This window comes from Domibacillus sp. DTU_2020_1001157_1_SI_ALB_TIR_016, from assembly GCF_032341995.1.
In the GTDB taxonomy this organism is placed as follows: Bacteria; Bacillota; Bacilli; order Bacillales; family Domibacillaceae; genus Domibacillus; species Domibacillus indicus_A.
In genome coordinates this window covers 41,240-52,380 of sequence record NZ_CP135439.1, presented here as the reverse complement: position 1 = coordinate 52,380, position 11,141 = coordinate 41,240, and the positions used below count along the sequence as shown (strand labels likewise).

Below are 11,141 nucleotides of genomic sequence, written 5' to 3'. Positions count from 1 at the left end.
TCCAGTTTTGAAAGAACACTTCTTTCAAACTTCATAGTCAGGTGGCAATAGCGAAGAGGTCACACCCGTTCCCATCCCGAACACGGCCGTTAAGCTCTTCAGCGCCGATGGTAGTTGGGGGTTTCCCCCTGTGAGAGCAGGACGCCGCCTGGCAATAATGAAAAAGAGATGACTTCGTGTCGTCTCTTTTTTTTATATTGTTTATTCGATAAAGGAGAATTCGTAAATGAATCATTCCCGTATGCCTTTGCTTGAAGCTTTAAAAAAACATCAGCAGAAAAAGCCTATTTCTTTTCACGTACCCGGCCACAAAAATGGCTTGCTTGCTTCTTGGATGGAGCTTTCACTGGATGTAACCGAATTAACGGGTTTGGATGACCTTCATGCTCCAGAAGAATGTATTAAAGAAGCAGAAGACCTGCTTTCGGACTTACATAATACGGTGGAAAGCAAGTTTCTTGTGAATGGAAGTACAGTCGGCAACCTTGCCATGATTCTTGGTACCCTTTCCAAAGGCGATATTGTGTTTGTTCAGCGCAATTGCCATAAGTCTGTGTTAAACGCCTTAAAAATGGCTCAAGTCTTCCCCGTTTTTTTAACACCCGATTTTGACGAACATACACAGACAGCAGCCCAAGTATCCAAGCAAACATTAATGGAGGCATACAAAACATATCCTGAAAGTAAAGCGGTCATTTTTACGTATCCGACGTATTATGGAATAACCGGTTCTTTTCAGGAATTGGCGGCTATTGCCAAGTCTCACGGTTCCTTGGTGCTTGTGGACGAGGCGCATGGAGCCCACTTTGGTGCTGTGGAAGGAGAAGTGCCCATGAGCGCCCTGCAGCTGGGAGGAGATATCGTTGTACAGTCTGCGCACAAAATGCTGCCTGCTATGACGATGGGTGCTTACCTTCATATTAATTCTTCCCAAATCGATCGCACGCGCCTTCAATTTTATCTGCAGGCTCTGCAGTCAAGCAGTCCGTCTTATCCAATTATGGCTTCCTTGGATTATGCCCGTTTTTATGCCGCTTCCTATACGAGAAAAGATCATACTTACTCTATGGCTGTAAAAAACAGAGTGATTCAGTTTCTCCAATTAAAGGGGTTCGTTTGTATATCTACAGATGATCCGTACAAACTGCTTGTAAGGGCTGAAGGGCTGACAGGATATGAGTTACAGGCTTTGTTTGAAGAAGCAGGCATCTATATTGAACTCGCCGACCCTTATCAGATACTGCTCGTTTTTCCTCTTTTAGAAGCAGAAGAGAATCTCTTTGAAGCACAAGCTATGCAAAAACTGGGCAGCTTGTCGTTTAAAACAGGAAAAACATCTCCTTCTTTTTCAGGAAATTTGCCGTCTGCTTATGTATCCACTCTCGACTTGCCTTATAATGAGCATAGTTGCTTCCAAAAAGAAGCTGTTTCCTTGAAAGACGCAGCCGGCGAAGTGGCAGCTGAAATGATTATTCCGTACCCGCCTGGTATACCGCTCGTGATGGAGGGGGAACGGATTTCAAGGGCTCACGTAGAGCAGATTGAGTGGCTGGTCAGTCAAGGCGCCCGCTTTCATGGGGGAGAAAGATTGAACGAACAGAAGCTTATGGTGTTTCGGAAGGAGAACTAATGTGCCAGGATTATTTATTACAATAGAAGGACCAGAAGGAGCAGGGAAAACGACCGTGCTCCAGCGGATTGTTGAAGAGCTTGAAAAAAAGGGGTACCCGATTGTTCAAACGAGAGAACCGGGCGGCATAGCTATTGCGGAGCAAATACGCTCGGTTATTTTAAATAAAGACAACACAAAGATGGATGCTCGCACAGAAGCACTTCTTTATGCAGCAGCCCGCCGCCAGCATTTGGTGGAAAAAGTCATACCGGCTCTTCAAAAAGACTTTATTGTCCTTTGTGACCGCTTTGTCGACAGCTCTCTTGCGTACCAAGGCTATGCAAGGGGGCTTGGTATGGAGGAAGTGGCCTCCATTAATGCTTTTGCGATTGATGGCATGATGCCTGCCTTGACGTTATTATTTGATGTGCAGCCTGAAGTCGGGCTTGCCCGTATTCATCGCCATGATGGACGGGAAGTCAACCGGCTTGACCTGGAGGATCTTTCTTTTCACCAGAAAGTACGGGAAGGATATTTGAAATTGGCCGAGGCCAACCGGGAACGCATCGTGGTGATTGATGCCGAGCAGGAGCAGGAGCTCGTGTACCGGGCTGCACTTTCTGAAATTGAAAAAGTGCTTGGCTAAAAGATTTGGTATAATAGAAGAAATCCTGTAAGGGGGAAAAAATATGAAATTGATTACCGCAGTCGTACAGGACCAGGACAGCAATAAATTATCACAGGCACTGATTAAACATCAATTCCGCGCAACGAAGCTTGCTTCAACTGGTGGCTTTTTAAGAGCAGGCAATACAACATTCATGATCGGCGTAGAAGATGACCGTGTGCAGGAAGCACTAGAGCTTATCAAAAAAAATTGCCAGTCTCGTGAACAGGTTGCTCCTCCCGTATCGCCGATGGGCGGCAATGTTGATGCGTATGTGCCGTATCCGGTAGAGGTGCCAGTAGGCGGTGCGACTGTTTTTGTTCTGCCGGTTGAACAGTTTCATCAATTTTAAAGGGTGTGAATTTCGTGTCTAACCCATGGAAGGAAGCAGAAGGGCGCCAGCCGATCGTCATGAGGATGATTGAAAACAGTTTACTTCGTGACCGTGTAGCGCATGCTTATTTGTTTGAAGGAGATCCGGGAACCGGAAAAAAAGAAACAGCCCTGCTGTTTGCAAAAAGTTTGTTTTGCCGGGAACCACTGGATGGGTATCAGCCGTGTGGGGCATGTATTAACTGCCGCCGCATCCAAAATGGGAATCATCCCGACCTTCATGTGATTGAGCCGGATGGCTTATCGATTAAAAAAGAGCAAATTCAATTTTTACAGCAGGAATTCAAAAAAACTGCGGTTGAATCCGGCTGGAAAGTATATATTATCAATCAGGCAGACAAAATGACGGCAAGTGCGGCGAACAGCCTGCTCAAGTTTTTAGAAGAGCCTTCCGCCCGCACCGCCGCCTTTTTATTAACAGAGCAAAGCAGTCTTGTGCTGCCGACCATTTTATCGCGCTGCCAGCAGCTGACGTTTCGTCCTATTGATTCAAGCGAGCTTAAGCAACGCTTGATCGAAGAAGAAATTAATGTGCCGATGGCTTCCATTGTCTCCAAATTAACCAATCATTTGGATGAAGCGCTCCAGCTTGCACAAGATGAGTGGTTTGCACAGGCACGACTAGTAGTGTTAAAATTATACGAAGGTCTGAAAGGCGGCAGGCTCTCGGCTATTGTTTCGCTTTCAGAAGAATTTCACTCTCATTTTAAAGAGAAACAGCAGGTCAGTCTTGCCCTTGATCTTTTTGTTCTAATTCACAGGGATTTGCTTTCCATTATGACCGGGGAAGAAAAAGGTCTTGCATTTCCCGACCGTCTTGCTTCTTTTCAGCAGGATGCCCTGCATTTGTCAGCAGAAGCGCTGGCAGACCGGATGGCATTCATTTTAGAGGCAAAACGAAAGCTCAGCCGCAATATGAACCAGCAGCTGCTAATGGAGCAGCTTTTGTTAAAGTTACAGGGGGGACACGCCTTTGTGTAATGTAGTAGGTGTACGCTTTAAACAAGCGGGTAAAATATATTATTTTGATCCAGGTGACCTCGGGATCCAAAAGGAAGACCACGTTATTGTGGAAACGGTACGCGGGGTTGAATATGGACATGTTGTTGTCGGGCCAAAAGAAGTCGATGAAGATGATGTTGTTCTGCCATTGAAAAAAGTGATCCGGGCGGCGGATCAGAAAGATCGTTTGGCTGTACAGGAAAACAGTGAAGCAGCTATACAGGCATTTGAAACTTGTACGAGTAAAATTACCGAGCATAACCTAGATATGAAGCTTGTTGATGTAGAATACACCTTTGACCGCAATAAAGTGATTTTCTATTTCACAGCGGATGGGCGGGTGGATTTCCGAGAGCTCGTAAAAGATTTGGCTTCGATTTTCCGGACGCGCATTGAGCTGCGCCAAATTGGCGTTCGGGATGAAGCGAAAATGCTCGGCGGTATCGGGCCATGTGGACGGATGCTTTGCTGTTCAACATTCCTTGGTGATTTTGAGCCGGTCTCAATCAAGATGGCAAAAGATCAAAACCTGTCCCTGAATCCAGCTAAAATTTCCGGTTTATGCGGCCGATTAATGTGCTGCTTAAAGTACGAAAACGATGAGTATGAGGATGCGCGCCGTGAATTGCCGGATGTGGGCCAAAAAGTAACAACGCCAAGCGGGAACGGGCGTGTGACGGGCTTAAATATTTTAGAACGGCTCGTACAGGTGCATCTTCCGGAACTGGAACGGACGCTTGAATTCTCATCTGATGAGATCGGAAGAGAGGGAGCCGTTTCTGTGAAAGCAGGTGATTGAGACGGTGGAAAAGTTAGATAAAAAAGGTATTTTTGATTCTGTCATCCATATGGAGCTGCAAATTGGTGAATTATATCAGCAGCTTGGCGAAGTAAAGGTACAGCTTGCGGAAATACTAGAAGAAAACAATTCATTACTGATTGAAAATGATCACTTGCGCCGCCGTCTTGAAGAGCTAGACCAGCAGGAGCAAAAAGTGTCAGGACCTGTCAGCGTGCAAGCACGCGGAGCGGATATCGGTGAAGGATATGATAATCTGGCCCGCTTGTACCAAGAAGGCTTTCATATTTGCAGCGTGCATTTCGGGAGCCCGCGTAAAGATGAAGACTGTCTGTTTTGCTTGTCTTTTTTAAATAAAAAATAATGTGATCGAAGCCTTCCTTTTCAAAGGAAGGTTCTTTTGTGCAAAAGGAGAAACAAGTATGGTTGAATTAAAACAAGATGAGCGGCTTGATTATCTGCTGGCGGAAGAGCTGCGGATTATCCAAAGCCCGTCTGTTTTTTCGTTTTCGCTGGATGCCGTCCTGCTGGCACGGTTTGCTTCCGTGCCTAAGACACGCGGCGCTATTGTAGATCTTTGTTCCGGCAACGGTGTTGTGCCGCTTTTGATGTCAGCCAGAACCAAGGTGCCGATCATCGGTGTGGAAATACAGGAGCGTCTGTATGATATGGCGGTTCGCAGCGTAGCATATAATGGCTTGGGTGAGCAAATCAGGATGGTGCACGGTGATTTAAAGCAATCACCACAGCAGCTCGGAAAAGAAAAGTATACGCTGGTAACATGTAACCCGCCTTATTTTTTAACGCCATCTCAAAATGAAATGAATGCAAATGAGCATTTTGCCATTGCCCGTCATGAAATTATGTGCACGCTCGAAGATTGTATCGTATCGGCTTCCCAGCTTTTAAAGCAGGGAGGAAAAGCCGCTTTTGTGCACAGGCCAGGCCGTCTGCTTGATATTGTCACGCTGATGAGAACATATCGGCTTGAGCCGAAGCGGATTCGCTTTGTGTACCCGAAAGCAGGAAACAAAGAAGCCAACACCGTTCTTGTGGAAGGGATAAAAGATGGAGCAGCGGACTTAAAGATTTTGCCGCCGCTTTTTGTGTATGATGATAAAGGCGAATATACAGATGAAGTGAGGACTCTTCTATATGGAGACGAGCCACCATTTTTACGTCGTTAAATGCAAAGATGATTCTCTGTATGCAGGATATACAAATGATCTAAATAGGCGGATAAGCGTTCATAATGCAGGAAAAGGTGCAAAGTATACACGAGCCCGCCGGCCGGTTACCCTTATTCACAGTGAATCGTTTGAAACAAAACAAGAAGCGATGCGGGCAGAATATGCGTTTAAGCAGCTGTCGCGTCCCCAAAAAATGAATTATTTGCGGAAAAGAGGTGCAAAGAATGAAATCACAGAAAAGTTTTGACCGTGAAGAAGGGCTTCTTTACCTTGTTCCGGTTCCCATTGGCAATTTAGAAGATATGACAATACGGGCTCTGCGTATCTTGAAGGAAGCCGATGTTATTGCAGCAGAAGATACCCGCAATACGAAAAAGCTGTGCAATTATTTCGAGATCGCGACACCTGTTGTCAGCTACCATGAACATAGCAGTGAAGCAGCCGGCCGCAAACTCATTGAACGCGTGCAATCTGGTGAAACCGTTGCGCTTGTGAGTGATGCCGGTACGCCTTGTATTTCAGATCCAGGACATGAGCTTGTGCTGCTGGCCCTCCAAAATGAGGTGAATGTGGTGCCGCTCCCAGGAGCAAATGCTGCCATAACGGCACTGATTGCCTCTGGTATTGCGCCGCAGCCTTTTTATTTTTACGGTTTTTTAAATCGGGGGAAAAAAGAAAAAAAGAAAGAGCTTGAGAAATTGTCCGCTTGTCGCGAAACATTTATCTTATATGAATCCCCTCACCGTTTAAAAGAAACGTTGACGCTGATGGAAGAGTTTTTAGGAGCGGAACGGCAGATCGTTTTATGCCGGGAGCTGACGAAAAAGTTTGAAGAATTTTTGCGCGGCACGATCAGTGAAGCCCGTGTGTGGGCTGAGGAGTCCAAAATAATGGGTGAATTTTGTCTCATCATAGAAGGAAATCCAGAGGCATCAGACTCTTTGGAAGAAACAGCATGGTGGAGTGACATATCCATTGAAGCGCATGTTGAACAGTATGTAACAGAGCAGAAAATGACGCCAAAAGAAGCGGTAAAGCAGGTGGCAAAAGAGCGTGGCCTGCCGAAGCGGGATGTGTACACTGCCTATCATACATAAAGTCTCTTTATTCATTTAAAACGTAAGCTGGCTGCCAAATGCAATAGGCGCCAGTTTTTTTATTTTGTTTAACACCCTGTACAATGCGTTCGATCCAGTCCCCATAATCATATTGGGAGGCTTTAGGTAATAAGATGAATGGACATTGTGTTGGAAAGCGGGGCTGTAAAGATGAGAATCCATGTAGTGAGAAGCGGAGATTTACTCTGGCGTATTGCCCGGCAATACCGAATAGATCCTGCCCTTATCGTTCGAGCTAATGATCTTGAACAGCCGGATCGGCTGGTGATTGGCCAGGCACTGGTGATTCCCGAACCTTATTTTCAGTACCTTGTTCAGCCTGGGGATACCCTTGGAAACATTGGGAGTACGTACGGTGTAACGGTTCAAGAAATACTGCAGCTAAACCGACTCAACAATCCTTCTGCTATTTATCCAGGACAAATACTTACGATTCCAGTGATTTATCATACCGTAATGGCCGGGGAGAGTCTTTCTGTTATCGCCAGCCGCTATGGAACAACCGTTCAATCAATCGTTCAGGTTAATCGATTAACAGCACCGTCACGTCTTTATATCGGCCAGGTTTTAAGAATTCCAGCCCCAACAAAGCCCGTCATTGATGTAAATGCTTTTACATATGCATTTGGTCAGACAGGAGCCAGAGAAGTACGTGAAGTCGCTTATGATTTAACGTATATCAGTCCATTTGCATATAGGATGCAGGAAGACGGCGGTCTCGAACCAATTGATGATACTCCTGCTATAGAAGCTGCCCGCTCAAATGGCGTTGTTCCCATGATGGCTATTACAAATTTTTCAAGTACAGAAGCAGGAACCGAACTTGCCCACACGATCCTTTCAAGCCCAACTTTAGTTGAAACACTGTTAACGAATGTAATAGATATGATGAGAGAAAAAGGATACAGCGGTGTGAATATCGACTTTGAAAACGTAGCACCGGAGGATCGCCAGTTTTATAACCGATTTCTTGAAAGAGCGGTAGAACGGCTGCATGCTGAAGGTTATTTTGTTTCTTCTTCTCTTGCTCCAAAAACGAGCGGTGAACAGAGGGGATTGTTAGTTGAAGCGCAGGATTACCCGGCACACGGGCGCATTCTTGATTTTGTTGTGTTGATGACATATGAGTGGGGATATCGCAAAGGACCTCCGCAGGCTATTTCACCTATTAACCAAATGAAGCGTGTTCTCGATTATGCGGTAACGGTTATTCCAAGAAATAAAATCCTGCTCGGTTTTCAAATTTACGCCCGGGATTGGCTTTTGCCTCACAGAGAAGGACAGGAAGCGGAAACATTCGATATGCAGGAAGCCATCAGGCGTGCGATTCGATATGGAGCAGAGATAAAATATGATCAGGTGAGTCAGTCACCTTATTACCGTTACGTAGACAATAATGGACGGTCTCATGAGGTTTGGTTTGAAGACGCACGCAGTGCAAAAGCAAAATTCGACCTGGTCAACACGTATAACCTTAGAGGACTCAGTTACTGGGTGCTTGGTTATCCATTTCCCCAAAACTGGGAACTTCTTGGGGATACATTTATTGTGCGGAAGAGGTAAGAGACGATATAACATGGCGGCATAAGGAGTCTCGTGTTCTGCCGGTCATATGAAAAAACACCCGGGCTTTACATTAGATTTTTATCTAATGTAAAGTCTCCGGGTGTTTTTGTGATAACAGCGGATTACTTGCCGCTTTTGAATGCTTCCTGAATTTCTTTCATAAGAAGTTCAGCGCCTTCATGGCTAAGGATCAATTTGCCGTCAGCAAGCTTGATGTTGTCATCAGATACTTCGCCTGTTACTTGGCAAGTCATGCTTGGCTTGTACTTTTTAAGGATGATTTTATCGTCATCCACGTAAATTTCAAGTGCATCTTTTTCAGCGATGCCCAATGTGCGGCGCAATTCAATTGGAATAACAACTCGGCCGAGTTCGTCAACTTTACGTACAATTCCTGTTGATTTCATGTTAAAACTCCTCCCAAATGGATACATTTATTTTAAATAGCTTCGTATAAATTTAATTCGTCAATATTCGACAAAAACTTAATGCTTGACGTAATTGTACCAAGAGTTCCCATAGACGTCAACAATAAAATGTAATTTTTCAATTAACTGTAAGAAGAGAAAACGTTGGTATATCAACGTTTTAAAAGATACTCTGTAAAAGAGCTGGAAAAATATTTTCTAAATTTGTCGAAGGGTGTCGAATAAGGAAGAACATTCGACAAATAAATCAACAGAAAAAAAAGGGTTCATATTTACATTTATTCTTATATGGGGGACAATAAAAGAAGTGACTAAAAAAGCTTGCGCCATATAAGCAGACGCTTTTTAAGGAGGATTTTCGAGTGAGTGAACATAAAAAAACGTTTTATTTAACAACACCTATTTACTACCCGAGCGGCAATTTGCATATCGGGCATGCGTATACAACAGTAGCAGGAGATGCCATGGCACGCTACAAGCGTCTGCGTGGATTCGATGTTATGTATTTAACGGGAACAGACGAACACGGTCAAAAAATCCAGGAAAAAGCAGATGAAAAAGGCGTTACACCACAGGAGTATGTCGATGAAATTGTATCCGGCATTCAAAAGCTTTGGAAAACGATGCATATCTCAAACGATGATTTTATCCGTACGACAGAAGAACGCCACAAAAAAGTGGTCGAAAAGATCTTTCAGCGCCTGCTTGATCAGGGAGATATTTACCTTGGTGAATATGAAGGCTGGTATTCTGTTCCAGATGAAACTTTTTATACAGAAACACAGCTTGTTGACAAAGAACTGAATGATCAGGGAGAAGTCATCGGCGGGAAAAGCCCGGACAGCGGCCACCCGGTCGAAAAAGTGCGGGAAGAGTCTTACTTTTTCCGGATGAGCAAATATGCGGACCGTTTGTTGAAATATTACGAGGAAAACCCGACGTTTATTCAGCCGGAATCACGCAAAAATGAAATGATCAATAACTTCATCAAACCAGGTCTTGAAGATTTGGCGGTATCCCGGACAACGTTTGACTGGGGCGTAAAAGTACCGGGTAATCCGAAGCATGTTGTATATGTATGGATTGACGCCCTTTCAAATTATATTACCGCACTTGGCTATGGAACAGAAAACGATACGAAATACAAACAGTACTGGCCGGCTGATGTTCACTTAGTCGGAAAAGAAATTGTCCGCTTCCATACTATTTATTGGCCAATTATGCTGATGGCACTTGACCTGCCGCTGCCAAAGAAAGTCTTTGCTCACGGCTGGCTGCTGATGAAAGACGGAAAAATGTCTAAATCAAAAGGCAATGTTGTGGATCCTGTTACGCTTATCGACCGTTACGGCCTGGATGCGCTTCGTTACTATTTGCTGCGCGAAGTGCCATTTGGCTCTGATGGCGTATTTACACCGGAAGGGTTTGTTGAGCGGATTAATTATGATCTTGCCAATGACCTGGGCAATCTGCTGAACCGGACTGTAGCGATGATCAACAAATACTTCGGCGGAGAAATCCCGGCATACAGCGGCTCAGAAGGTGAGTTTGAAAAAGCGCTTATGGACGCAAACGAAAAAACGGTCCGCGAGTATGAAGAAGCGATGGAAAACATGGAGTTCTCCGTTGCGCTGACATCCCTCTGGCAGCTTATCAGCCGGACAAACAAATATATAGATGAAACACAGCCGTGGGTACTGGCGAAAGAAGAGAAAAAAGGTGAACTCGGTACAGTAATGTATCACTTAGCAGAATCACTGCGCCGTGCTGCTGTCCTGTTAACGCCATTTTTAACCGGAACACCGGAAAAGATTTTTGAACAGCTGGGATTAGCCGATGAAAGCCTTCAAAAGTGGGAAAGTCTTCAAACATTTGGAGCCATTCAAGCCGGCGTTAAAGTAGTGAAAAAAGGAGAGCCGATTTTTCCTCGCCTTGATATAGAAGAAGAAGTGAACTTTATCAAAGAAAAAATGCAGGGGCCTGCTCCGGTTGAGGAAGAAAAACCAGCGGCGGAAGACTATGCTCCTGTTGGTGATGAAATCAGCATCGATGATTTTATGAAAATAGATCTTCGGGCTGCAACAGTCATTGAGGCTTCTCCTGTTAAAAAAGCAGATAAGCTGTTAAAATTGCAGCTGGATCTCGGTTTTGAAAAACGCCAGGTTGTTTCCGGAATCGCCCAGTATTATAAACCGGAGGAGCTTGTTGGCCGCAAGGTTGTCGTTGTCGCTAACTTAAAGCCGGTAAAACTGCGCGGAGAACTGTCACAGGGAATGATTTTGGCCGGATCAAAAGATGGCATTTTAACCCTGGCCGAGGTGCCGGAAAACTTGCCAAATGGCGCAAAAATCAAATAATTGTTTCAC

The 11,141-nt window shown here is 44.8% G+C and carries 11 protein-coding genes, 1 rRNA gene and 1 pseudogene; 12 read left to right on the top strand and 1 reads right to left on the bottom strand.

Annotation, left to right across the window (positions count from 1 at the left end):
* Positions 1-37: 37 nt before the first annotated feature.
* The 11 genes from rrf (at position 38) to RRU94_RS08265 (ending at position 8,344) form a co-directional block, all read left to right on the top strand.
* A 5S ribosomal RNA gene (rrf, locus tag RRU94_RS08315) occupies positions 38-153 on the top strand.
* A gap of 73 nt (positions 154-226) precedes the next feature.
* Positions 227-1,630 (top strand): aminotransferase class I/II-fold pyridoxal phosphate-dependent enzyme, encoded by a 1,404-nt coding sequence (locus RRU94_RS08310; RefSeq protein ID WP_315693656.1) that lies wholly within the window; start codon positions 227-229, stop codon positions 1,628-1,630.
* Position 1,631: 1 nt separating this feature from the next.
* A complete protein-coding gene (gene tmk, locus RRU94_RS08305) occupies positions 1,632-2,258 on the top strand; it encodes a dTMP kinase (protein WP_315693655.1) in 627 nt (208 codons plus the stop codon).
* 43 nt (positions 2,259-2,301) lie between these two features.
* Complete coding sequence (locus RRU94_RS08300) at positions 2,302-2,631, top strand: cyclic-di-AMP receptor (RefSeq protein ID WP_251274099.1); 330 nt, start codon at positions 2,302-2,304, stop codon at positions 2,629-2,631.
* A 14-nt stretch (positions 2,632-2,645) separates the two neighbouring features.
* Entirely contained in the window at positions 2,646-3,653 is a 1,008-nt protein-coding gene (gene holB / locus RRU94_RS08295; RefSeq protein ID WP_315693654.1) for a DNA polymerase III subunit delta', read from the top strand.
* Positions 3,646-4,473 (top strand): PSP1 domain-containing protein, encoded by an 828-nt coding sequence (locus RRU94_RS08290; protein WP_315693653.1) that lies wholly within the window; start codon positions 3,646-3,648, stop codon positions 4,471-4,473. Before holB ends, RRU94_RS08290 begins: the two co-directional genes overlap by 8 nt.
* Before the next feature lie 49 nt (positions 4,474-4,522).
* On the top strand, positions 4,523-4,837 hold the full coding sequence (yabA, locus tag RRU94_RS08285) for a DNA replication initiation control protein YabA (RefSeq protein ID WP_410493036.1): 315 nt from the start codon (positions 4,523-4,525) through the stop codon (positions 4,835-4,837).
* A gap of 58 nt (positions 4,838-4,895) precedes the next feature.
* Entirely contained in the window at positions 4,896-5,660 is a 765-nt protein-coding gene (locus RRU94_RS08280; protein WP_315693651.1) for a tRNA1(Val) (adenine(37)-N6)-methyltransferase, read from the top strand.
* Positions 5,629-5,910 (top strand): GIY-YIG nuclease family protein, encoded by a 282-nt coding sequence (locus tag RRU94_RS08275; protein WP_315693650.1) that lies wholly within the window; start codon positions 5,629-5,631, stop codon positions 5,908-5,910. Before RRU94_RS08280 ends, RRU94_RS08275 begins: the two co-directional genes overlap by 32 nt.
* Positions 5,888-6,760: a 16S rRNA (cytidine(1402)-2'-O)-methyltransferase gene (rsmI, locus tag RRU94_RS08270; protein WP_315693649.1), complete on the top strand. Its 873-nt coding sequence runs from the start codon at positions 5,888-5,890 to the stop codon at positions 6,758-6,760. The genes RRU94_RS08275 and rsmI overlap by 23 nt, the downstream gene beginning before the upstream one ends.
* Before the next feature lie 171 nt (positions 6,761-6,931).
* Positions 6,932-8,344, top strand: a complete 1,413-nt coding sequence (locus tag RRU94_RS08265; RefSeq protein WP_315695875.1) for a glycoside hydrolase family 18 protein — start codon at positions 6,932-6,934, stop codon at positions 8,342-8,344.
* A gap of 125 nt (positions 8,345-8,469) precedes the next feature.
* Here RRU94_RS08265 and RRU94_RS08260 read toward each other — a convergent pair whose 3' ends face one another.
* Positions 8,470-8,754, bottom strand: a complete 285-nt coding sequence (locus RRU94_RS08260; RefSeq protein ID WP_315693647.1) for a transition state genes transcriptional regulator AbrB — start codon at positions 8,752-8,754, stop codon at positions 8,470-8,472.
* A 365-nt stretch (positions 8,755-9,119) separates the two neighbouring features.
* On the opposite strand from RRU94_RS08260, the pseudogene metG reads away from it, so the two are divergent.
* Positions 9,120-11,132 (top strand): annotated as a pseudogene (metG, locus tag RRU94_RS08255) (methionine--tRNA ligase); the annotation flags it as partial.
* Positions 11,133-11,141: the final 9 nt, after the last annotated feature.